This window comes from Siphonobacter sp. BAB-5385 (assembly GCF_002261125.1).
Classification (GTDB): Bacteria; Bacteroidota; Bacteroidia; order Cytophagales; family Spirosomataceae; genus Siphonobacter.
In genome coordinates, this window is the sequence record NZ_NMPS01000203.1 from 1 (window position 1) to 22,116 (window position 22,116).

At 48.9% G+C, this 22,116-nt stretch carries 22 protein-coding genes; 11 read left to right on the forward strand and 11 right to left on the reverse strand.

Going from position 1 to position 22,116, the window contains the following annotated elements; genetic code table 11:
* Window positions 1-114 precede the first annotated feature (114 nt).
* Both BWI93_RS19815 and BWI93_RS19820 read right to left on the reverse strand, forming a co-directional pair.
* Window positions 115-3,042, reverse strand: a complete 2,928-nt coding sequence (locus BWI93_RS19815; RefSeq protein WP_094814499.1) for a PAS domain S-box protein — start codon at window positions 3,040-3,042, stop codon at window positions 115-117.
* 62 nt (window positions 3,043-3,104) lie between these two features.
* Window positions 3,105-3,593, reverse strand: a complete 489-nt coding sequence (locus BWI93_RS19820) for a methylated-DNA--[protein]-cysteine S-methyltransferase (RefSeq protein WP_094814501.1) — start codon at window positions 3,591-3,593, stop codon at window positions 3,105-3,107.
* A gap of 187 nt (window positions 3,594-3,780) precedes the next feature.
* On the opposite strand from BWI93_RS19820, the gene rsmA reads away from it, so the two are divergent.
* From rsmA to BWI93_RS19860, 8 genes are all read left to right on the forward strand, one after another.
* A complete protein-coding gene (rsmA, locus tag BWI93_RS19825; protein ID WP_094814503.1) occupies window positions 3,781-4,554 on the forward strand; it encodes a 16S rRNA (adenine(1518)-N(6)/adenine(1519)-N(6))-dimethyltransferase RsmA in 774 nt (257 codons plus the stop codon).
* A gap of 35 nt (window positions 4,555-4,589) precedes the next feature.
* On the forward strand, window positions 4,590-5,951 hold the full coding sequence (mgtE, locus tag BWI93_RS19830) for a magnesium transporter (RefSeq protein WP_094814505.1): 1,362 nt from the start codon (window positions 4,590-4,592) through the stop codon (window positions 5,949-5,951).
* A 39-nt stretch (window positions 5,952-5,990) separates the two neighbouring features.
* Window positions 5,991-6,443, forward strand: a complete 453-nt coding sequence (gene dtd / locus BWI93_RS19835; RefSeq protein WP_094814507.1) for a D-aminoacyl-tRNA deacylase — start codon at window positions 5,991-5,993, stop codon at window positions 6,441-6,443.
* 4 nt (window positions 6,444-6,447) lie between these two features.
* A complete protein-coding gene (locus BWI93_RS19840; RefSeq protein WP_094814509.1) occupies window positions 6,448-6,777 on the forward strand; it encodes a nucleotide pyrophosphohydrolase in 330 nt (109 codons plus the stop codon).
* A 254-nt stretch (window positions 6,778-7,031) separates the two neighbouring features.
* Complete coding sequence (locus BWI93_RS19845) at window positions 7,032-7,415, forward strand: response regulator (protein WP_094814511.1); 384 nt, start codon at window positions 7,032-7,034, stop codon at window positions 7,413-7,415.
* 78 nt (window positions 7,416-7,493) lie between these two features.
* Window positions 7,494-8,258, forward strand: a complete 765-nt coding sequence (locus BWI93_RS19850) for an MBL fold metallo-hydrolase (RefSeq protein ID WP_094814513.1) — start codon at window positions 7,494-7,496, stop codon at window positions 8,256-8,258.
* A 95-nt stretch (window positions 8,259-8,353) separates the two neighbouring features.
* Window positions 8,354-9,037, forward strand: coding sequence for an HAD family phosphatase (locus BWI93_RS19855; protein WP_094814515.1), 684 nt, complete (start codon window positions 8,354-8,356; stop codon window positions 9,035-9,037).
* A 5-nt stretch (window positions 9,038-9,042) separates the two neighbouring features.
* Window positions 9,043-9,252, forward strand: a complete 210-nt coding sequence (locus tag BWI93_RS19860) for a hypothetical protein (RefSeq protein ID WP_094814517.1) — start codon at window positions 9,043-9,045, stop codon at window positions 9,250-9,252.
* A gap of 63 nt (window positions 9,253-9,315) precedes the next feature.
* Here the strand turns inward: BWI93_RS19860 and glmM are convergent, their stop codons facing one another.
* Window positions 9,316-10,707 carry a phosphoglucosamine mutase gene (glmM, locus tag BWI93_RS19865; protein WP_094814519.1) on the reverse strand — a complete coding sequence of 464 codons (1,392 nt, stop codon included), beginning with the start codon at window positions 10,705-10,707 and terminating at the stop codon, window positions 9,316-9,318.
* A gap of 239 nt (window positions 10,708-10,946) precedes the next feature.
* On the opposite strand from glmM, the gene yidD reads away from it, so the two are divergent.
* Window positions 10,947-11,156 (forward strand): membrane protein insertion efficiency factor YidD, encoded by a 210-nt coding sequence (gene yidD, locus BWI93_RS19870; protein ID WP_094814521.1) that lies wholly within the window; start codon window positions 10,947-10,949, stop codon window positions 11,154-11,156.
* 4 nt (window positions 11,157-11,160) lie between these two features.
* On the opposite strand, the gene BWI93_RS19875 is transcribed toward yidD, so the two are convergent.
* The 6 genes from BWI93_RS19875 to BWI93_RS29005 form a co-directional block, all read right to left on the reverse strand.
* On the reverse strand, window positions 11,161-12,228 hold the full coding sequence (locus BWI93_RS19875) for an ATP-binding protein (RefSeq protein ID WP_094814523.1): 1,068 nt from the start codon (window positions 12,226-12,228) through the stop codon (window positions 11,161-11,163).
* Window positions 12,225-12,734, reverse strand: a complete 510-nt coding sequence (locus BWI93_RS19880) for a PAS domain-containing protein (RefSeq protein WP_094814525.1) — start codon at window positions 12,732-12,734, stop codon at window positions 12,225-12,227. The genes BWI93_RS19875 and BWI93_RS19880 overlap by 4 nt, the downstream gene beginning before the upstream one ends.
* Before the next feature lie 51 nt (window positions 12,735-12,785).
* A complete protein-coding gene (locus BWI93_RS19885; protein ID WP_094814527.1) occupies window positions 12,786-13,799 on the reverse strand; it encodes a glycosyltransferase family 2 protein in 1,014 nt (337 codons plus the stop codon).
* 102 nt (window positions 13,800-13,901) lie between these two features.
* A complete protein-coding gene (locus tag BWI93_RS19890) occupies window positions 13,902-14,234 on the reverse strand; it encodes a YbaB/EbfC family nucleoid-associated protein (protein WP_094814529.1) in 333 nt (110 codons plus the stop codon).
* A 91-nt stretch (window positions 14,235-14,325) separates the two neighbouring features.
* Window positions 14,326-14,616 carry a T9SS type B sorting domain-containing protein gene (locus tag BWI93_RS29730; RefSeq protein WP_369679192.1) on the reverse strand — a complete coding sequence of 97 codons (291 nt, stop codon included), beginning with the start codon at window positions 14,614-14,616 and terminating at the stop codon, window positions 14,326-14,328.
* On the reverse strand, window positions 14,508-16,319 hold the full coding sequence (locus BWI93_RS29005; protein ID WP_255157965.1) for a hypothetical protein: 1,812 nt from the start codon (window positions 16,317-16,319) through the stop codon (window positions 14,508-14,510). Before BWI93_RS29005 ends, BWI93_RS29730 begins: the two co-directional genes overlap by 109 nt.
* A gap of 231 nt (window positions 16,320-16,550) precedes the next feature.
* Here BWI93_RS29005 and BWI93_RS19900 point away from each other — a divergent pair, with 231 nt between their 5' ends.
* Entirely contained in the window at window positions 16,551-17,783 is a 1,233-nt protein-coding gene (locus tag BWI93_RS19900; protein WP_094814531.1) for a bifunctional 3,4-dihydroxy-2-butanone-4-phosphate synthase/GTP cyclohydrolase II, read from the forward strand.
* Between the two features lie 447 nt (window positions 17,784-18,230).
* Complete coding sequence (locus BWI93_RS19905) at window positions 18,231-18,656, forward strand: hypothetical protein (RefSeq protein WP_094814533.1); 426 nt, start codon at window positions 18,231-18,233, stop codon at window positions 18,654-18,656.
* Between the two features lie 95 nt (window positions 18,657-18,751).
* Here BWI93_RS19905 and BWI93_RS19910 read toward each other — a convergent pair whose 3' ends face one another.
* Window positions 18,752-19,657 (reverse strand): DUF4249 domain-containing protein, encoded by a 906-nt coding sequence (locus BWI93_RS19910; RefSeq protein WP_094814535.1) that lies wholly within the window; start codon window positions 19,655-19,657, stop codon window positions 18,752-18,754.
* Between the two features lie 28 nt (window positions 19,658-19,685).
* A complete protein-coding gene (locus tag BWI93_RS19915; RefSeq protein ID WP_094814537.1) occupies window positions 19,686-22,046 on the reverse strand; it encodes a TonB-dependent receptor in 2,361 nt (786 codons plus the stop codon).
* Between the last annotated feature and the right edge of the window lie 70 nt (window positions 22,047-22,116).

Consider the following 22,116-nt stretch of genomic DNA (forward strand, 5'->3'; position numbering starts at 1 on the left):
AGCTAATTAGCTAACCCCTTTTTCATTGAATGCCCTGTAGATGATGTACTACAGCAGGCGGATTCATTTCTAAATGGCTCAATCGCATTTGCACCTTTTAAGTAGCCCATCACTTCAGACCTTGTAGCACCTGGGCGTATGTTTCTTTAAAATGCGTAACTCGGTTTCAATGGGCGGAAACTCCGTCGTAAACGTACTGAAATTGCCCACCTTGGTTTTTAACTCCAGCGTTTTTACCACTTCATGCAAGCGTGTGATGCCCAGCGTACCCGCATTGCCTTTCAGCGTATGAAGATTGGATTCAACCATTTGAAAATCTTCACTCGCAAAGCCTTCCTTGGCCGCAGCAATCTGTTCCGTTGCTTCCTGTTCGAATTCCGCAAATACCTGTTCAACCATTTCCTTACCCGCCAGTTCGGCCAATTGATTCACTACGCCAAAATCGTACAAGTCACTGAGTTCATTCGTAACGGGCGGTTCAGGCACTACGGGTTCAGACACGGCATTCGTAGCATTCGTTTTCGCTTTCTCGATTCCAACCCGATCTACCCATTCCTTGACCTTGAGCACCAGGATTTCAGCCCGGATGGGTTTGGATACGTAATCGTTCATACCCTGACTCAGGAAACGTTCCCGGTCTTCCTTCATCGAATAGGCCGTCATGGCGAGAATAGGCGGCAATGCTTCGGCAAATTGCTTCCGTAAGGCCTGCGTTGTTTCCAGACCATCCATATCCGGCATCTGAATATCCATCAAAATCAGGCTGTACGGATCTGTTCCAATTGTTTGTTCCACCAGTTGAATGGCTTTCCGGCCAGAATCGGCCGTTTCTACCCGACAACCCGCTTTTAGTAGAATTTCGCTCGCCACTTTACGGTTCACGGCGTTGTCATCCACCAGTAAGATATGAGGCTGTTCTTTGGCCAGATAGCCCACAATCTGGAACTCGTCGGCGTATCTTTTCTCCTGCAAGGGAGCAATCATCGTTTCCTTGAGTTCCACCGTAAACCAGAACGTACTGCCCTGCCCTACTTCCGATTCGACTCCCATCTCTCCTTTCATCAGGCGGGATAATTCCCGGGAAATCGCCAACCCAAGACCCGTACCACCGAAGGATTTCCGGGTTGTATTGTCTAATTGCTGGAAAGCTCCGAAAAGCTGTTTCAGACCGTCCTCTGAAATACCAATTCCACTATCCTCGACCTCCACACGTATTTTGTGCCATTTGCCGTGCGTAGCCAGATTCATAACCCGAACCTTCACGGAGCCCTGTTCCGTAAACTTGAGGGCGTTGGAAGTCAGGTTGGAAAGAATCTGTAACAACCGGGTTTCATCAGCGATGATGTACTGTGGCAAGTCCGATCCCAGCTCGTACGTAAGCGTATTATTCCGGTTTTTGGCCGTTTGTCCGAACAGACTGATTAATTTATCGAAGACGCTACGGAACTCAAACGGTGCTTCGTGCAGGACCATTTTTCCGGCTTCGATTTTGGACAAATCCAGAATGTCGTTCAGAATATTCAGCAGTGTTTCCGAGGACTTCTTAATCGTATGCACGTATTCCCGCTGCTCCTCTTCCAGTTTGGTCGTACCCAGCAGGTCAATCATTCCGATCACCCCATTCATGGGTGTACGGATTTCGTGCGACATATTCGCCAGAAAACGCTCTTTTACTTTGAGTGAACGTTCGGCTTCTTCCTTCGCTTTGAGCAATTCGCGGGCGGAACGTTTCAGGGGCGTAATATCCCGGGCAATGCCCGCTACCTCCTCAATCGTTCCATCGGCCAGCAAAATCGGATTCAGGTATACTTCCAGCCAGATGTCATCGCCGTGCCGGATATGCTCCATGTGCACTTCGTACGACTCGGCTTTACCCCGAAAAGCAATTTTGTACTTTTCTTCCATGATCTTTCGGTTGGAAGAATCCATCAGTCGCCAGGCAAACTGGTCAGTCGTAACATTAACCTGCGGGGGCATATTGAGCTGACTTTGAATCAGCTTCATGTAATTGTCATTGAACGAAGTCAACTGCAACCGGCGATTGACCGTCCACATCAGGTGACTCGACGACTCGAAAATGGCGTGTAACCGGGCCGTTTGTTTCCCCAGTTCGGCCTCCGCCTGTTTGCGTTCGATGGCAACGGCTACCTGACCCGAAATAAATTCGAGCAGTTCCAAATCCCGGATGTCGTACTTGTTGGCCCGCTCGTAGGATTTTACCCCGATAATTCCCGTAATCCGGTCACCAATCCGTAGCGGCACGCACAACATGACCTTCGGAATTTCGCCGTAGATGTACAACACCCGTTGCCGGGCCAGATCGAGAATTTCATTTTCCGTAAGCATCAGGGGCCGATTGGCCACAATGGCGTACTCCGTAAGTCCATTACCCAGTTTACGCTTCGTAAACCGAATATTCTTGTTGAAATACTCATCGACGTAATACGGAAAGTAGAGGTAACTCTTGGTCGGATCGTACAGCGAAATGAAGAAGTTCTTGGTATCAATGACCTTTCCCAATTCTTCGTGGATAAAGTGATACAAATCATCCAGACTCCGCGTACTCAGCGTGGAGTTAGCAATCTGGTAGTACAGATTCTGGGCATTCTCCGCCCGGTTTTTGGCCGTCGCGTCGTGAAAGATGCACCGAAATACAATCGGCTTTCCCTGCTCGTCGTACCGGCAGTTGACCGATCCCGACAGGTACACCCGCCGGCCATCTTTACGCCGGTATACCGCTTCAAAATCCGGAATCTGTTCGCCGTTTTTGACGCGTTCAAACTTACTGAGCGTTTCTTCCATGAACTCCGGGTGAATGACATCCCGTAAATTCATCTGATTCAACTCGGCGGACCGATAGCCGATCGTATCTTTCCAGGCTTTGTTGACGTACAGAAAACGACCCTGTAAATCAATCATCTGGATCAAATCCGTCGTATTCCGGATCAAATCCTGTAACTCCGAGGAAGCCGAACTCAACGGCAATCCCGGCGAGGTTTGGCGAAGCGAAGGTCCCGCTTCCGTACTCAAGGTTTTACTCATTCTGTATCGATGCCTTGGACTTTCGTACCGACGTAGCGGTCAGAAAATCAATTCTTTTTCTGTTAAAATAGCCAGAGCTGTCCTGTACCCGAACATTGCTGCTCATGTTGCAACAGCCAGCGTTTCCGCCAGATTTCCCAGGCGTACCCTACGGGCTTGCCGTCCGTACCGATTACGCGGTGGCAGGGTACGATGAGAGCAATCTGATTTTTGGCGTTCGCTGCCGCAACGGCCCGCGTTGCTTTTTCATCCCCAATTTCGCGGGCCAGGTTGATGTAAGAAACCGTCTCGGCGTAAGGTAATTCCCGCAGGCGTTGCCACACATTTTGCTGAAACGCCGTACCCGTCCATTGTAGGGGCAGGTCAAAATCCCGGCGTTTTCCCGAAAAATATTCGGTCAATTGATGCTGTGTTTCCTCAAGCAGAGTCGTAAAAACCTGACGCCCCTTTTCAGGAACGAAGCGAACTACCTGCAAAGCTTCTGCCGAGGAACCTAGTTCCATCCAGCCCAGCGGTGATTCGTAATAAGCCACATACGCCGAGGATGCCATCGCATTTACGGATTATAACGTGCTTTTTTCGATAAAACTACAAAAAATCAGGGTAATTTTGAGCCATTGATTCAGCCGATTTGCCCGACCTTTCGAAAAATGGAAAGCGTTTTCGGAATAGTCACTACCTGAATACAAAGACGCCCGAGCGAGCCCTGAGCCCTACGGGCGGTTAACTGCCTTTTGAATGAAAGTAAAAGCAAAAAAGCACTTAGGACAACATTTTCTCCGCGATTTACACGCTTGCGAGCGGATTGCTGATTTGCTGTCGGGATACCAGGATTACCGGACCGTACTCGAAATTGGTCCCGGAATGGGTGTGCTTACGCAGTTTCTTTTGCGTAAACCCCAATTTGAAGTACACGTGGTAGAAATTGACCGGGAATCGGTGGATTATCTGCACGAACATTTTCCGGACCTTTCCCCCCGCGTTCATAACTACGATTTTTTGCGATGGGATTTGCGGACGTTCTCTCCTGAGTCTTTTGGATTGATTGGAAATTTTCCGTACAACATATCCAGCCAGATCTTTTTCCGCGTACTCGAATACCGCAATCAGATTCCGGAAGTAGTTTGTATGCTGCAGAAGGAAGTGGCTCAACGCATTGCTTCGCCGCCGGGTAGTCGTGATTACGGCATCCTGAGCGTATTGCTTCAGGCTTTCTACGACATCAAGTACCACTTCACGGTGCCGCCAGGAGCCTTCGATCCGCCACCAAAAGTACAATCAGGCGTTATTCGTCTGCAACGTAATGCAGTAACCCAGCTCGACTGCGATGAGAAGCTGTTTTTCAACGTAGTCAAAACGGCCTTTAACCAGCGTCGTAAAACCCTACGAAACGCTCTCAAACCCATTGGCGTGATCTTTGATCATCCACTTCTGGAGAAACGGGCTGAACAGTTGGGCGTGGCTGAGTTTGTTGACATTACGCAAACCATCGAACGGGCTAAAAAGGCCTAGCTTTCCGCTTTTATTCGTCTTTTGGATCTGATTGTATGGCTTTTGAGCTTACCAAAGAGTACGTAGAACGACTAAGCCAGGCCGTGGAGCTTCGCGATGAATCGACCATCCGGCTGGAACTGAGTGACCTCTTTGCCGCTGATATTTCCGTTTTACTCGACGAGCTGGAAGGCCCGGAAGCTCATTATATCCTTACGTTACTGGATACCGAAACCGGAGCCGAAATTCTGGCTGAATACGATTCGGATTCCCGTCGGGAGCTTTTGAAATACTTTGACTCGGCCGAGATTGCCCGTTACGTCAATATTCTGGATTCGGACGATGCGGTGGATTTGCTCAAAGAACAGTCCGTACGGATTCGGGAGGAAGTCATTGCCCTGATTGAAGACCGCGAACAGGCCCGTTTTATCCTCGATCTGCTGCCCTACGAACCCGATACGGCGGGCGGTCTGATGCAGAAGGAGCTGGTGAAAATCAACGTACGCCAAACAGTAACCGAGTGCGTAGAGGAAATTCGTCGGCAGGCGGAAGACGTGGAAAAGGTATACACCGTCTACGTAGTGGATGACGATCAGATTCTATTGGGGATTGTTTCCCTGAAAGACATCATTCTGGCTAAACGGGGCAGTAAGATTGAGCAAATCTACGACGACGATGTCATTTATGCCTCTACGTACGACTCCGCCGAAGACGTCGCCGAATTGATGTCCCGGTACGATTTGGATGCTCTCCCCGTCGTAAACGTACAGAAACGTCTGCTGGGGCAAATTACCATTGATGACGTGGTGGACGTAATTACGGAACAGGCTCAGGAAGACATCGCCGCTATTACGGGGGTCTCCGAAGAAGTCGAAGAGGATGATTCCGTCTGGAAGATTACGCGTTCGCGTTTACCCTGGCTGGGTATCGGCATGATTGGTAGTTTGCTGGCGGCCAAGTTTCTGGGCATATTCGAGCACGACCTGCTGATGATGGTACCGGCTCTGGCGTTATTCATTCCCATTATTGGTTCAACGGGTGGGAATGTGGGTATTCAGTCCTCCTCGTTCATGGTTCAGATTCTGAGTGATAAATCGGCCCTGAGCGGTGAGTTCTGGCCGCGTATGCTCAAAATTCTGACGGTTGCCGTTTTGAAGGGAGTACTGATTGCGGCCTTTGTTTTTCTCATCACTTACCTGATTCTTTCGCACTCCCTTAAACTTTCGATGGTCGTATCCATTTCGCTGATGGCGGTAGTACTGCTGTCTTCGTTTACGGGAACGGTAACCCCGATTATTCTCAATCGGTACGGAATCAATCCTTCCGTAGCTTCGGGACCCTTTATTACTACGGCCAATGATTTTCTGGGGTATAGCGTGTATTTCGGCATTGCCTACTTGCTGTATCATTACGGGTAAGTATCGTCCTCTGCTTCCATTAAAAACGTACTATTTATCATGATTGCCGTTCTTCAACGCGTTTCGCAGGCTTCCGTCACGATTGATTCCCGCATCAAGGGAGAAATTGCTCAGGGCTTACTGATTTTACTGGGCATCACCCATACCGATACGGAAGAAGACCTGGAATGGCTGGCCCGCAAGATTGTGGGCATGCGAATTTTCGGCGATGAAGAGGGCAAAATGAACCTCGACCTGAAAGCCGTACAGGGAAGTATTCTGCTCATCAGTCAGTTTACGCTGTTTGCCAGTACGAAAAAAGGCAATCGTCCGAGTTATATCGACGCCGCCCGTCCGGAAGTGGCTATTCCTTTGTACGAAAAGATGATCGTTCAGCTGGAAAAAGAACTGGGTCAGCCCATTGCGACGGGCGAATTTGGGGCCGACATGAACGTCTCCCTGCTCAACGACGGTCCCGTCACTATCATTATTGACTCTAAAAACCGCATCTAATTCCATGACGCTGGAAGAAGCCCAAAAAACCGTAGATCAGTGGATTACCACCGTGGGAGTACGCTACTTTAACGAACTGACCAACACGGCCCTGCTGATGGAAGAAGTAGGTGAAGTCGCCCGAATCATGGCCCGCCGGTACGGGGAACAGTCGGAGAAGGAGTCTGACAAAAACAAGGACCTGGGCGACGAACTGGCGGATGTACTCTGGCTGGTGATTTGCTTGGCGAATCAAACGGGTGTAAATCTGACGGAGGCTTTCGAAAAAAACCTCGACAAGAAGAACATCCGTGACGCGACCCGTCACCTCAATAATCCTAAATTACAGGAATAGATTTTCGCTTTTCCAGGGTATCATTCCCGTAGAAAAGTCCTATAAGAAAGAACGTTGCTCTGGTGAATGATTTTTTTCGTACGTTTCAGCGTTCCCTGTAGCGGACAAGCCATTGTCTGTCACCTCTTTATCCCAGATCGATTCGGAGAGCGACATACAGTACAGGATAATTCCTTAAGGATTTCTTAAGCTTGTACCGGAATTAACCGTTATTTCGCTTTATCAATTCGTATAGAAACCCAATTTTTCCGACAATGGCCTTCAAACGCGTCCTGATTGCTGAAGATAGCTCCGTCATTCAAAACCTCGCTAAGAAAATTCTGGAATTCCAGAACTTTGAAATCACTTCCGTTAAAAATGGGGAGCAGGTATTGCAATTGCTTGATAAAGAATCTTTTGACATTGTTCTGCTGGACATCAACATGCCCGTAATGGACGGCATGGAGTGTGCCCGTCAGATTCGCCAACTACCCGATGCCCAAAAGGCACAAACCCCGCTGGTGGCCATCACCGGTAATGCCCGTAACTACTCTCCGGAAGAGTTCAAGTCTGCTGGCTTCAACGACATTCTGATTAAGCCCCTCAACTTTGATGCCCTCGTTGCCAAAGTTCGCGAGTTTACGGGCGGCGAAGTATAATTTTTTTAGCGTGATTGGCTAACATCGTTCTTGAACAGAAGGGAATTCATCATTCTCTTCTGTTCAATAGTATTGGGTATGCAGGTAACTTTTCTCGGTACGGGTACTTCGCAGGGCGTTCCGGTCATTGGCTGTGACTGTCCGGTTTGCCGTTCGCTTGATTTTCGGGATAAACGCCTTCGGGTATCCATGCACGTGGAAGCTGATGGTCGTAGTCTGGTTATTGATACCGGCCCGGATTTCCGTACGCAGGCCCTCCGTGAACGTATCATGCATTTGGATGCCGTTGTCTTTACGCATGCTCATAAAGACCATACGGCGGGTCTGGACGATGTACGACCCTTTAATTTTCGGCAAAATTCCGACATCCCGCTGTACGGACAGGCAGCTGTACTGGAGCAAATCAAAGTAGAGTTCGCCTACGCTTTTGCCGAGCATAAATACCCCGGTACGCCCCGCTTACAATTGCATCCGATTGAAAACAAACCCTTTGAGATCCTGGGTTTGCAACTGACTCCCATCGAGGTGATGCATCACAAATTACCCGTGTTTGGTTACCGGATCGGGGATTTTTCATACATCACGGATGCAAATTTTATTGCTGAATCAGAACTGGACAAGCTTCGCAACAGCAAGGTTCTGGTGATTAATGCCCTGCATAAAGGTCCCCGACACCTCTCCCACTTTGTTCTGCCGGAGGCTCTGGAGATCATTGAAAAGTTAAAGCCGGAAGTCGCCTATCTCACGCACATTAGCCATTCGATGGGCCTTCATGCTCAGGTCGAAGCCGAATTACCTCCGCACGTGCATCTGGCCTATGATGGGCTGAAAATCAACCTTTAAGAACTTTTTTCGGATCTGGAAAAGGCTTTCTCCCGCGGTTTGACTGCTTGGTTGGTACTACTTTTTTGCCGTTTTTGTCAAAAAATTCTGTTTGTATGAGTATTCAACAACCTGATCCAACCTTACGGGCTGCTTTATTTGATATGGATGGCGTCATCGTGGATAATATGGCCTACCATGAAACAGCCTGGCGTTTGTTCTGCGAAAACCACGGATTTCCCTTTAGCCGGGAAATGTATTATACCAACCTGAACGGAAAAAACTCCTTCGATTCGTTTGCGTATTTGCTCGGCCGCGACCCCTCGCCGGAAGAAGTACGGCAGATGTCTGACGAGAAGGAAGAAATGTACCGCAATAGCTACGGTCCAGCACTTGAACCAGCTGAAGGACTCATCAGCTTTCTGAATATTCTTCATGAATACGGCGTGAAATGTGCCGTAGCAACGTCAGCCCCCATCGAAAATGTGCAGTTTACCCTGGACGGCACGGGCCTTCGTCCGCTTTTCGATGTGGTCGTGGATGCTTCAATGGTACAGAATGGCAAACCCGCTCCGGATATTTATCTGAAAGCCGCCGAATTAGTGGAAGTTCACCCGAGTAATTGTGTCGTATTTGAAGATGCCTTACTGGGCATTCAGGCCGGAAAAGCAGCGGGAATGAAAGTAGTGGGCGTTTCGACCAGCCACAGTAAGGATGAACTGGCCCCACTCACTAGTGCAGTCATTGCTGACTTCCGGGAAATCAACTGGGAACAGTTTGAATTCGTACTCGCTCATTAATCCCTATGAAGCCTTCTGAGACGTATCTGGCATTCATTCATGATGTACTCATTACCGTGCACAGCGGCATTCACGAACTACAGGGTCGGCTAGCCTTCTGCGACCCCGCTGAACGGGATTACATCGAAGGCCGGATTTTCAGTTATAACGAGTTTTTGCAAACGCTCCAGACCAGTGCCCGGGAGTTTGGCCTGTCCGAAGAGATTGGTCTGTAAACACAAGGGACGATGCTTAGTAAGCATCGTCCCTTTCTATTAGCAGTGACTAACGTCCGCGATTTACAGCGTGGCTACCACTTCTTTAATATCCTGAATGATCTTCTTGGCCAGGTTTTCGGCCTTGGTCATAAAGTCAGATTCCGAATAAATGCGGATGATGGGCTCGGTATTCGACTTGCGAAGATGTACCCATTCATTGCCAAATTCAATTTTCACACCGTCTTCCGTATTGATGGGCTGACGGGTATACTTCTGCTGAATTCGCTCCAGTACAACGTCTACGTTCAGCTCCGGCGTTAATTCAATCTTGTTTTTCGAGATGTAATAATTCGGGTACGCCCGCCGCAGAATCGATACAGACTTGCCGAATTTGGCCAGATGCGTCAGGAATAGAGCGATACCAACCAGGGCATCACGACCATAATGCAACTCGGGATAGATAATGCCTCCATTGCCTTCGCCACCGATCACCGCTTCTACCTCTTTCATTTTCGTTACCACGTTTACTTCGCCGACCGCCGCGGAATGGTGCGTACCACCAGCTTTCTGGGTTACGTCCCGCAGAGCAATGGTTGAAGAAAGATTGGAAACGGTATTGCCAACCTGGTTTTTCAGAATGTAGTCCGCTACGGCTACCAGCGTGTACTCTTCGCCGAAAGGCTCACCATCTTCCGAAACAAACGCCAGTCGATCTACGTCCGGATCTACAGCAATCCCCAGATCGTATTTGCCCGTCCGCATTTCCTTGCGAATATCCGTCAGGTGTTCGGGCAGAGGCTCGGGGTTGTGGGCAAAGTAGCCGGTAGGTTCGCAGTGAAGTTTAAGAATATCTTTAACGCCCAGGGCTTCCAGCAGCATGGGTACGGCGATACCCCCCGAGGAGTTTACCGCATCAACAGCAATGCTGAAATCGGCAGCTTCGATGGCAGCTTTTTCTACCAGCGGCAGGGCCAGAATGGCTTCGATGTGCTTTTTCAGGTACGAATCGTCTACGCGATAGCTACCTAATTTTTTCACTTCTACAAAAGAAAACGCTTCAGCTTCAGCCAGTGCCAGTACTTCGGCTCCGTCTTCAGCGGAAATGAACTCACCTTTTGCATTAAGCAATTTCAACGCATTCCACTGAATGGGATTGTGGCTGGCCGTTAGAATGATTCCACCGGCAGCTGATTCCAGAGGGACTGCTATTTCAACGGTGGGCGTGGTAGATAAACCTAAGTCGACTACGTGTAAGCCAAGTCCCTGTAAAGTAGCTGATACTAAACGAACCGCCATTTCTCCGGAAAGACGAGCGTCCCGGCCAATGACAATCTTTTGATTTTCAGGAAATTTACGCTTTAGCCAAGTTCCGAAGGCGGCGGAAAACTTAACAATGTCAACGGGAGTAAGGGCTTCACCCACGTTTCCACCAATGGTTCCCCGGATTCCGGAGATAGATTTAATCAACGTCACGATGCTCTCAATTTTGAGGAAGAACTGTTGGGGATATAAAGCAAAAGTAACAAATTAATTCCTTCTGCTAGCCATTTTCTACGATAGAATCCAATTATAAATCGAACGGATTTTTGCCTTTTCGTATTACGTAAATGGGCGGATTTCTACGACCCACAATACTCGGTGGCATCCGTAAAACTATTCTCCATCCAGCGGATTTACTCGTAAACCCGGGATTATTTTAATAAATAAAATTGATGCGACGTTTTTTTATTGTTTTGATCCGGATTTACCAGGGAGCTTTGTCCCCGTATCTGGGCAACTCGTGTCGGTATACGCCGACCTGCTCGCAGTACGCCATTCAGGCTATTGAAAAACACGGCCCCTGGAAAGGTGGCTGGCTGGCTCTGCGGCGAATCTCCCGTTGTCACCCCTGGGGCGGCCACGGGCATGATCCAGTACCATGACACGCTAGGAAGCACTGGGAAGATAAAAAGTGAACCGAGCCCCTTCACCGGGCTGACTTTCCGCGAGGATTGTCCCCCCCTCGTGCTCTACGATTTTCTTACACAAAGCGAGGCCAATACCGGTTCCCTCGAACTCCGAACGACCGTTGAGTCGCTGAAAAACCTGGAAGATTCGATCTTTGTATTCGGGATCAAAGCCAATTCCGTTATCCTGTAAAGTAATCTCAACCCATTTACGGGCCGTAGATAATCCCTTTTGCCGGACCTGCGTAAGGGATAACGACTGAGCGGCAATCCGAATGATCGGTGGCCGCATCGTATCGGTAAACTTGAGCGAATTGCCAATCAGATTGGAAAACAACTGCCGCATTTGTACGGGTACACCGTAAATTTCAGGGAGTTCATCCCATTCGATAGTCGCTCCTTTTTCAGCAATCTGGGCATCGAAGTCCTCCAGGATTTCCTCTACGATGGGATTGAGTGGCACTATTTCGCGATTTTGCCCCTGTCGTGTTACCCGGGACAAAATCAGCAGGGCGTCAATCAAACTTCGCATCCGATCAATGGCCTGAAGCGTACGCCGCATATAATTCTCCACCTCTTCGTCCTGTTGCGTACCTAATCGTTGTTTTAAGCGGGAAATGAATGCTGAAATCTTTCGCAGCGGCTCCTGAAGATCATGGGAAGCGGCATAGGCAAACTGCTCCAGCTCGCCATTCGATCGTTGTAGTTCTTCGATTTTCTGACGCAGGGCTGATTCGTACTGTCGTAACAGCGTGATATCGGCAATACTGCCGACCAGATGCGTCACCTTCTCTTTTTCATTGACTACGGGGCGACCTACCACCATCAATACTTTCTCCTGCCCTTCCTGCGTCATCACGCGGTGTTCGAGGCGGAAGGCCTGCCTGGTATCAATGGCTTCCTGCACGGTACGCACCACTAAGTCGTCATCGCGATGGTCCAGAAACGTAAAAAATGAGGTATAGTCCGCACAATCTTTCTGAAAGGTTTCCCGTGTATGCCCCATCACTTCGTACAAACCATCCGAACAGATCAGCTCGCCCGTCACCAGGTTTTTTCCCAGCTGCCAAAGTGAAAAGCCTGCTCGGTGATCCGGTGCATTTCCTGGTGCTGGAGCAGCCGGGTATAGGCCAGATGCGTTTCCGTAATATCTTCCGAAACGCCAATGGTTTCCAGGGGGTTGCCCTGGGCGTCACTCCGGAAAATGGTTACGCGGGTTCTAAACAGCCGTTCCGTCTGATTTTTATGCAGTACCAGCGTTTCATATTCCACAAACTGTTTTTTCCGCGTAATCAATTCTTCGATCCGGGCGGCCCGCTGGTTAAACAGACTTTCCGACAGAATGATGGCGTGTAAATCCCCACCCCGATCAGCCAGGTCTTTTTTACTGTAACCCAACAGTTCCGTAAAGCGATCATTGATGTAAATGATCTTTTGCGTGGTCAGGTCCTGTACATGAACGATATCGGGAAACAGCAGATCCAGTTTCTCCAGCATCTGAATTTGCTCGGGAAACTCGGAAGGATACTGATATAGGGCCGATTCGCTATGCATGGACTTTAGAGAAGAAATTAGAGCGTTTCAACGTCAGCAATGTACCGCTTTTCACGAAAGCTCTGAATAGTTCTTTATCCCTTGAAAAAAGTATGCCCTTATGATACTCTTTTCAAACAGGCGAACGGGCCTGTTCTGCTTTCGCAGGCCGTCCAGAGCCCTTCTTTTGCGATGCCAGATTCGTGCTTGTCCGTAAAAAGCAAAATGAGCCCGAATAATAGCCCAGCACAGAGCAAAGTGTCCACCCAGTACGTAACGGACACCGGCCAGACCGTCAAGTACCAATCGTAGCAGAATGATGCCATACAGGTTTTGGGCGGGCCGGTTTTTATACAACATCGCCAGACTGTTCCGGAAATTGAGAAAAGTTTTGCGGGGATTCAGGTAGTCCAGCGTACCTCCGCCCACGTGATACACCGTCGAACCGGCCGTAGCCCAAACCTCATATCCTGCCAGTTGCATTCGCCAGCAAAGGTCTATTTCTTCCATATGAGCGAAAAAATCGGCATCGAATCCGCCCATTTTCTGGTACACTTCCGCTCGCACAAACATACAGGCCCCGCAGGCCCAGAAACAGGGCTCGTCGGTATCGTACTGGCCCTGATCGCGTTCACGCGTCTCAAAGATACGGCCACGGGTGAAGGGATAGCCTAGAAAATCCAGATGTCCGCCAACGCCCCCGCCGTGCTCGAAATGTTCCCGGTAGTTGTAATCGCGAATTTTGGGCTGTACTGCCGCCACCTGCGGATGCTGCTGTAAGAGACGTAAAGGGGCTACCAGCCAGCCCGACGTCACTTCAACATCAGAATTAAGCAGACAATAGTATTCGGCCGGAATCTGTCGGAGAGCTTCGTTATAACCTCCGGCAAAGCCGTAATTGACAGTATTGCGAATGAGCCGTACTTCCGGAAAGTGCGTCTGTAACCAGACTACGGAGTCGTCCGTGGAAGCGTTATCTGCGACGTATACGGCATGACCATCCGCGTAGGCGAGTACGGTAGGAAGGAATTTTTCCAGGTAGGATTTCCCGTTGTAATTCAGGATAACAATGGCCAGAAGGTCCATAAAGGTTTGCCCAGCCAGGCAATGGATACAAAATGGGGAAAGAATAAAAAGAGAAAAGACTAGCGAAAGTCTTTTCTCTTCCTTGACTCGTATAGCATCGACTTATTTACCGAACAAGCCTTCCATGCCGGGAATATTGGGCAACAGACCATCGGTAGCCTGCTTGAGGTGATCGGCCACCCGGGCTTCTACGGCTTCGAGGGCTTTGTTGGTCGCGGCCACGATCAGGTCGCGGAGCATTTCCGTTTCTTCGGGTTTCACCAGATCCGGATCAATCTCCAAATGAACGAGTTGTTTGCGTCCATTCACGGTTGCTTTTACCAGTCCCGCCCCGGCTTCAGCCGTTTCGGTGATGGAAGGAAGGGTTTCCTGAGCGTCTTTCATGCGGGCCTGCATTTCTTTCATCTTGCCCATCATGCCTAGCATATCAAACATGTGTAGTCGTTCGGTTTGAATGTAACTGATTACAAAGGTAGAGAAAACGGGTACAAAACCGTGCCCAGAACCCGCGACGCCCCGATTACCCTTAACGAATGAGGCGGAAAACGCCCCGTTTGGTAAACGAATCGCCTAGCTCATTCCGCACGTCCAGGCGGTAGGAATAGCTGCCCTGCGGAGCGGGTTTTCCATTGACATACCCATCCCAGCCTTCGCTTTCGTCTTCCGTAGAAAAAATAGAATTGCCCCAACGGTCGAATACGGTAAATTTCAGAGCGTTGACGTGTAATACCTTCGGCAGGAAGACATCATTCTGGGAATCACCATTGGGCGTAAAGGCATCGGGTACATAAACCTGAAAAAGCTCCTGAATCGGGATTGGATTAGACCAGCTGGTGTTACCGGATGCTGAAGTGGACTGAATCCGATATTCGTAGTCCGGTGAAATAGGAAACTGAGGCTACTCACGCTGATTTTCGTAGCCTTAGCTACGTTAATGGAAGCCACTACGTTTCCCTGAGCATCCAAAGCCTGCACGGTATACTCGCCCAAGTCTTCGGTAAAGGGGTTGTTACTCGTCCAGGAAAGCTCGCCACCTTTTTGACTTAAATAGATGGTGCATACGGGCGACGATGGATTTGACCAGGTTTTACAGGCACTTTCGTACGAAATCTGATAACAGTATGATCGTTGCGAAGGATTGATCTGCTTATCTTTATACGGACTAACAATCGTTGTATCCGTTTCGATTTTTTCAAATTTGCTCCCGGCTTCGGCTCGTAAAATTTCATAGTCCAGAACTTTACCCCCCGGAGATTCCCAGTTCAATACCGCAGCATTTCCGGCCAGTGTAGCGTAAGCCTGGGTGATGGGATCGGGCTTTACGGTAGACTCGATTTCCTCGCAAACTTCATTGGATATGGAATTGATGTTATTGACCCGGGCCGTTACGCGGTAGCAATACGAGGTGCCGCATTCCAGTTCGGATTGATCAATCAGCTGAGTTTGGTTACGATCTGTAATGACCGGAAAAGTCGTTGTACCATTACTTACCGTATACGATTCGAAAGTAGCCGTGGCTTGCGGATAGGCCGTCCAGTTTACCTCCATCTGCTTTGCTTTTGCTACCACCGTGATGGGTAAAGTACAAATTTCATCCGAACCGCTGGAACTCGCACAGCCCCCTACCGAACGGACCTGAAAACAGTACTGTTTTGTGGGGTTAAGATTGGTAATCCGTTCTGAGGTTAGATTATTTTGAATCTGAATGCCTGTGCTAACGTAAGTACCACCCACTTCCTTCTGAAAAATTTCCTGCGTTGTAGAAACGGGTCCGGCAAACTGAATGGTCGCTACGGTTTTGGTTGCTGACAGCTCCAGTAAGGTTACGATGGGTTTGGGTGACTGGTTGAGCTTGCCGGGGTCAATGAACTTGCTGACTTTAGAACTACTGCATATATTCCCTTCATATGTACCCTGAACCGAAATTGCAACGCCTGTACCGGCATTTTTGTAGATATGCACTTTCGTTAGGGGCAAATCTTTCTTTAGTACTTTTTCTGTATTTCCATCCCCCCACTCTACTGTAAATTCGTCGTAAGGATTTCTGGAACTATCTTTAGGAATCACCAGGGTAACTTGCTCAATTTCACAGGCATCGACTTCGAAGTTAGGATCAGGATTACCCAGCACCTGTACCGTCTGACAGGCATAGTGACCTCCGTTTAATGAACTTCCTACCATAATTAGTCCGTAGGTTCCAGCTTTGTCGTAGGTTTTGGAAGTTTGAATGCTTTCGGGCTTCAGGTCATTATTGAAATCAATTGTAGCATTTTGGTATTCGTACCAAAACCCTGTATTATCTCCGCCTGTCAGATCTTCTACATAAAGCGTCTGGCCTTTGCAAATTTTTAAGGGTTGTTTAGAAGTTCCCGTAAATTCAACAGGGGTTGCCGTTCTACTTCCTACACGGATACTGATCTTTCCGGTTTGTTGCGTTCCCAATACTTTATCACCAACCGGGCACTGAGCCCAGCCTTCCCATACAATTCCTAAAAGCAGTAAAAGTATACGTATCCGCATCTGAAGTTTCTGGTCTTTCTATGAGCTATTGGTCAAATTTCAATGAATCCTGCCATCATTCCAAAATAGGACCGTAGTTTTGAGACTTCATTCACATTTCTCGAAGAAACCTAACACCCAAAAAGGGTGTTGACTGTGGTCAGAACGTAAGAAAGATTCTCAGGCGTATATTTCAAATAGAATTTGCTAGACTTCTGACTTCACAGACCCCCTATACATTGCCAAGCAGCCATGGAAGAAAGTCCCATCGTATTAGACAGCATCGAAGAGGCCATTGAAGACATTCGGGCCGGTAAAATTATCGTCGTCGTCGATGACGAAGACCGTGAAAATGAAGGGGATATGATTTGTGCCTCGGAGCTGATCACGCCCGAAATCATCAACTTCATGACCAAGGAGGCCCGCGGACTGATTTGTGTACCCCTCACGGAAGCCCGCTGTCAGGAATTACAACTGGATATGATGGTTGGCCAGAATACGTCCAACCATGAAACGGCCTTTACCGTCTCCGTAGACTTGCTAGGCAACGGCTGTACCACGGGTATTTCAGCTTCCGACCGGGCCAAAACGATTCGGGCCCTGGTAGATCCGGACACGAAACCCGAAGATTTGGGTCGTCCGGGCCATATTTTTCCCCTGAAAGCTAAAGCCGAAGGCGTGCTCCGCCGCCCCGGCCATACCGAAGCAGCCGTCGATTTTGCCGTACTGGCGGGCTTAAAACCTTCGGGCACCCTGATTGAAATTCTGAACGAAGACGGTACCATGGCCCGCCTCCCCGAGCTACGGAAAATTGCCGATCGTTTTGGAATGAAGCTGGTTAGTATCAAAGACCTGATCGCCTACCGTCTGCGAACCGAAACGCTGATCAAACGCGAAATTGGCGTGGATATGCCCACCGAATGGGGCCATTTTAGCCTGATTGCCTATACGCAGGTTGCTACGGGTGATACGCACTTGGCTCTGGTAAAAGGCGAATGGGAAGAAGGCGAAGCCGTACTAACGCGGGTGCATAGCTCCTGCGTAACGGGCGATATCTTTGGTTCCTGCCGCTGTGATTGCGGGGAGCAGTTGCACCAAGCCATGCAAATGGTCGAGAAAGAAGGGAAAGGCGTGGTGCTGTACATGTTCCAGGAAGGACGTGGCATCGGACTATTGAACAAACTCCGGGCGTATAAATTGCAGGAAATGGGTCGGGATACGGTGGAAGCCAATCTGGAGTTGGGCTTTCAAATGGACCAACGCGACTACGGCATCGGGGCTCAGATTCTTCGGGATTTAGGTATTACCAAATTGCGACTGATGTCCAACAATCCGAAAAAACGGACGGCTCTGTCGGGTTACGGCGTTGAAATTGTAGAAACCATCCCGATTGAGATTCCTTCCAATCCCTACAACGAACGCTACCTGACGACGAAACGCGATAAAATGGGTCACTTGCTGAATGGGCTCAAACCGCTGATTTAAGCTTAATTCTTCACTTGCTTACAAAAGCCTTTCTCTAAGCGGAAAGGCTTTTTTTTATGGCTTTCCGACCCTTACCTACCCTTTATTTCGACTCATACTTAAATCGCTGATTTTTAGCGAAAAAACGGAGCATTTATTTAGATGAATCCAGAATATTTCAACACATTTGTTGGATTAATTCAAAAAAAACTTCAAACAGTACAAAATTAAAACAAAGATTATTGGGTAAAACCACTGAAGTACGCGTTAAAATTTTCTTCAATCCGAATCTTTAAAAATGATTGCCATGAAAACCTTTACCTCGTTAAAATTTACTTTGGTTTTTTTTGTAGCCTTTTTGTTCATTCTGTTTTTGCCAAGCAACAGCCCCACTGGTATTCTGGTAAAGTTGAATTACAATCGGGCGAATGGCTAACGGGCGAGCTACACTTCAATACTGACCTGGGTTTGCTGGAATTTAGTATGGATGGCGTAACCAACGTTCTTTCCGCTCAGAAAGTAGCCTCGTTTTATTATTACGACGAAGAAGCCAACCGGATGCGAACATTTATCGTAGAATCATTCGCTCACCGGGACCGCATGGTACCAACCTTTTTCGAAGTACTGGTCGATGGGCGGATTCGGTTACTGGGTCGCGAGCAAGTACTGAAGGTGCCGTTTCACGACGAAAAACAAAAGAAGAATGTGTACTACTTTCAGCATCCCAACGGACAGATTGTGAAATACAAAGGCCGGCTCCGGCAGATTTACAAAACGCTGCCTAACCAGCAGGACGAAGTTAGCTTTTTTGTGAATCGGGTAAAATGGTACCGCTACGACGAAGAAAAACCCATCGTTGAGCTGTTCCGGTACTGCAATTCGCTTTCCGAATAGTCTTTGCATCAACCGTCTATCCAACCCAAAAGAAAAAGCTTTCCAGCGAAACTGGAAAGCTTTTTCTTTTCGTAGCAACGGGTACCTGTACCGACTTAAGGTTTCGGACGGGCATTTTCCTTGCGGAATACCGTACTAAACCGGCTAATCGACGAACCACCGAACCAACCCAGTGCTCTGGGACCATCCGTACGCGTATTAAGAATATTAGTCGGTACGTTTGACGGGGCCGTAGCAAACAGCCCCTGGTTACTGGACTCTTCCCGTACCGCCCGGATGAAGCTGTACGTAGACTGGGTGATACTGAGCAACTCTACCCGAATGGAATCATTTTCCTGGAAGAGTCGGTCGGAGTTGATCGAACGCCGAACGGGTAACAGAAAGATAAGCCCATCCGTAGCCGCTCCGGGACTAAATCCGGCGTCGTAGGCAATCGACAGGTCGCGGGCCGATCGGTCGTACCGCTGGCCATTTTTGTAGGTTTTGATCCAGTAACAATCACCGGCTCCGGTAAAGTCGCGGGCGTAAAATTCCGCTACATAGCCTTCTTTCGGACTGTCATCCGCTACAAACGTTGGCTTATCGTAGTAATAGGTCAGCGAATCGATGGTCGGTACCCGTTTAATTTCCGTTTCGGCCTGATAGGTTTCGCTGGCGTAAGCAACGTTCAACGTATATTTTCCGCCCAATCGGCCCATCTTCTCGGAAGCCGCTGGTTTCCAGACGTAGTTACCGTCCTGTTTTTCATCCACAAAACGGTAGGTCTTTCCCAGATCATCGGAAACAGTTACCGTCGCTCCCGTCGCGGGCAAAGCCCGGTTGTTGTTAAAATAATTTTGGGAAAGCGTCAGCCGAATGGTTTGTGGCGTAGCGTCATCGTTAATCCAGCCTTCGACCACCAGACGGGTGGGACCCGTTTGCGTACGCAGGTCAATCACATCCTCGCAGGACATGAGCAAGCTGCTCAGGGCGAGTAAAAGGTATAAGGGAAAGGATTTCATACGTTTATAGCGAATACTTCGAATGCGTTTAAAACTTTACGTTGTAGGTGATCGATGGCACCAGCGAACCCAGCACGGCAAAACGAATAGCTTCGGTTTGCAAGCTGTTGTCCCCATTTTGCCGGGCATACACGGAGAATGGATTTCGCCGTCCGTAAACGTTATAAATCGAGTACACCCACTCGGCTTCTCCTTTGCCAAACAGCTTTTTACGAATTTTCTGTGTTACCGCTAAATCCAGGCGATGGTACCAGGGAATCCGGTTGGCGTTCCGGGTATCGAAATAATTATCACCCACGGCAATACCATCAATCTCAAAACGGTCCGTTGGATATGTCGCAGGCGTTCCCGAAGAAGCCGCGAAGTTGGCCGAGAAGGACCATCGCTGGTTAAGCTGATAAAGACCAACCGCCGTCAGGTTGTGCGTTTTATCGAAGCGGGTGGGAAACCAATTGTTCTTGTTGATGCCTTCCACCTGCCGCTCCGTACGAGCCAGCGTATAACTGACCCAGCCCGTGAGTTTACCCTGATTTTTCTTCAGGTAAAACTCCGCTCCGTACGCCCGGCCTTTTCCGTAGAGCAAATCTCCTTCCAGAAAACGATTGAGTAACAGATCGGAACGACGCACGTAATCGATCTGGTTTTCCAGGTTTTTGTAATAGCCTTCAATACTAAATTCGTAGGCGTTGTTTTTGAAATTCTGGAACCAGCCTAATGCAACCTGGTCGGCTAATTCGGGCTTGATGTTGCTCGACGATAGGGTCCAGACGTCAAGCGGCGAAGAAGCAGCCGTATTCGAGAGCAGGTGCAGGTACTGAGCCATCCGGTTATAACTCAGCTTAATTGAAGAGCGGGGCGAAACTTCAATTTTAGCCGAAAAACGCGGTTCCCAGTTACCGTAGGTTTTCAGCACGCCACTTTCAACGCGACGACCGGGCAATTGCGGTTCCAGCCGCTCCCCGGGTACTGTGGGTTCGTAGGTAATCAGATCACCTGGAGCCAGACTCCGGAACAACGAATACCGCAGACCATACTGTAATGTAACCCGACTGCCCAGCCGCTGTTCGTTCGCCACGTACAGGGCCGATTCGTCCCCGTACCGTCCTTCCAGACTAATATCCGTCCGCTGACCCGCTGAAATACCAAAGGCTTTTCCGGGAGCAGAATTATAATGAATATACTGCCCACCGAATGTAATCTGATTGTCGGGCGTGAGGAAGTACGTAAAATCTGCTTTCCCACTCAGGTTTTTAATTTGAGAATTCCATTGAAAAGCGTCTTTGGGATCGTCGCCAGTACCAAGGGAGTACTTGTAATTGGAGTAGTAACCCGTAAGATTCAGGAACAGGCGGTTACTGAAGATGTGATTCCACCGTCCCGAAACCGTTCCGTTGCCCCAGTTGAATCCAAACTGTTTACTACCAAAATTATCCCGTCCGAAATATCCCGACAGGTATACCGTGTTATTCGCATTAATCTGGTAATTGGCCTTCGCCGTGAGATCGTAAAAGTTGAAGATCGTTCCTTTCAAATCGCCCGTCAGGAACGGTTTGGCGAGTACATCGGCGTAGGACCGACGGCCCGCGACGATAAACGAACCTTTGCCCTTAAATACGGGTCGCTCGTACGAAAGCCGACTGAAGATCAACCCGATACCTGCATTAATCTCCTCTTTCTTTGCATTCCCCTCCTTCATTCGAACGTCGAGAATGGAAGAAATACGTCCGCCGTAATTAGCCGGGATTCCTCCCTTCACGAGCTTGACGTCTTTGACTGCATCGGGATTAAAAACGGAGAAAAAGCCGAATAAATGCGAAGCGTTGTAAACGGGTGCCTCATCCAGCAGGATCAGGTTCTGGCCCACGTCGCCGCCCCGTACGTTGAACCCGGAAGCTCCCTCGCCCACGGTCGATACGCCGGGTAACAACTGAATACTGCGAACCAGATCGACTTCACCGAGTAGAGCGGGCATTTGGCGAATCGTTTTGATGTCCACTTTATTGACGGACATTTCAACCGATTTTACGTTCTCGTCTTCGCCCTGACTTCGGATCACGACGTCCTGCAACTGCACGCCCTCGTCTTTGAGTTCAAGGTCCAGTTTCACGTCCTGCGTGGTCAGGTCCACCTGCTTTTCCTGACGCTGATAACCAACGTACGTGTAAACCAGCGTGTACTTGCCTTTCGGCAGCGTAATGGAGTAAAAACCGTAGGTGTTGGTAGTGGTACCGGTACTCTTTTCTTTCACAAATACCGAAACGCCGATGAGTCCTTCGCCGTTGGCAGCATCTTTAATGTAACCGGAAATGGTTGCTTTTTCATTGGATTGCCCCCGGGCGTTCGGTAGCAGCAGGACGCCCAGCAGCCAGATAAGAAGAAAATGTTTCATAGGGTAGAATTGAAGACCTGTCGTTTATGGCTTAAAAACGACAAACTGTATTCAAGGCTTGTTTAACGCT